This window comes from Bartonella sp. AU15XJBT (assembly GCF_028618615.1).
GTDB lineage: Bacteria > Pseudomonadota > Alphaproteobacteria > Rhizobiales > Rhizobiaceae > Bartonella.
Genome location: NZ_JAQITG010000094.1, coordinates 1 through 1,669, shown reverse-complemented (window position 1 = coordinate 1,669; position 1,669 = coordinate 1). Strand labels below are relative to the sequence as shown.

At 28.5% G+C, this 1,669-nt stretch carries 1 pseudogene; it reads right to left on the bottom strand.

What is annotated here, in order from left to right:
- Window positions 1-340, bottom strand: a pseudogene (locus PVV57_RS10245) (hypothetical protein); the annotation flags it as partial.
- Window positions 341-1,669 lie beyond the last annotated feature (1,329 nt).

Genomic DNA, 1,669 nt, shown 5'->3' with positions numbered 1-1,669 from the left:
TCACGGCATTCCCATAAACCCTCGCATAATTCACAACACAGGCATTATTGCGTATTTTTGCATTTTCGGAAACGCTTGCTTGGATAACCATAGCATCATCATATACCCAGCAATTGCCATCATGAGACAGATCACTTTCATCTTTAATAAAGCCGCCCAATTGACCGGCTTTAACATCATCAAAATCTCTTAAAGCTTTAATGCGATAAAGAGTATGATTACCAAATACACGCGTTTCATTTGTAAATTCGTATTTTTTTGCAGGCTCTTGTTGATTAACAGATGCAATTTCATTTGAAATGTTAGAGAGAACGGGGGTGTTTTTTGAGATATTTGTCATAATTAAAACCTATCTGTAAAAAAGTTTGTTATTAACAGCCCATAAGGGTGTCGGGCGCTAACAAACACGGCAGATAGTCCGTTGCTATGCTTTTCCCTCGCGAAGGGTATTGTATAGCATAGCTACACCCGACAAAATCATCATATATGCTAACAAAAGCATAAAAGATAGTCAGTTTTTATAACAGGATTAGGTTTATCGTAACCTTTTCGCTATCTGTTTTAGTGTTTGTTAATCACTTGATTATTTATATAACAAAATACGTATTTATTGTCAATTAATATTATATCTTTTTTGATATTTTTTTGTATTTTTTAAATACGTTGTGTATTGATAATATCTTATGCTTATGAATTTCTGCTTTTATATTTATATGCTTTTAAAGCTATATTATAGGCTTTACGAAACGATTGCGTTATGTTTTGAATCTATACATTTATAATATTTAAAAACGCTCTCATAATGCGTATTTTTATCTTTATAACCTATCAGTTTTTTCACTAAATGAATTTTAATTTTTTTGTGAATTTTTGTTTATAACGCATTTGTAACTTAACAGCTTTTATAGGAACTGTTTTTATAACCAACGCATTCATTTGTATTTTTGCTTTATTTAAACAAAGCTACTGTTTTTACGCATTTTCTATAGTTGTTATATGCTTTACAGCCACCGCATCATTTTTCATTTTCATAAGAGAAACGATAAATAGGATAATTGTAATTTATAGGCTGTTATGAAAACATCTAAAGAAAGATTGATCATTATAGAGATTAGAAAAATCCCTTTTAATAGGCTTTTGTCAGTTGTGTCAGTTTTGTCAGTTCTTTTTAGACCCTCTATTATTTTTTTTGAATGACAAAAAATTAAAAATATTATATATCAATATGTTAGTATTTTTAAGATACAACTTCTATCAATAGCATAACCTTAAATACAATCAATAATATATATTTGTCAGTTATCTGTCAGTAAATTGAACCGACAAAAGTGAGTAATTAAAGCGTATCTTATGAAAAGCGTATGAAATTAAAAACTGATTACGTTATTAAAATCCTTTTTATGAACTTTATCAGTTTTTTTGAATGATAACCTTATGATTTAGAGAATTGATTACAACGTATTTTATGAAAAGCATGTGAACCTTTAAAGCCTTTCAAAAGATAGCTTGTAACTCATAAGAGATGCTATCAAGATCATTATAGTTATGAGTTTCGAGGGTTTTGAAGGTTTTGAGGGTTCCTTTTATTATTACTTATTTTATTTTTTAAATTGGAAATAAAAGTCATTATATTTCAATATGTTAATGTTTTAAGCAAACAACCTATATT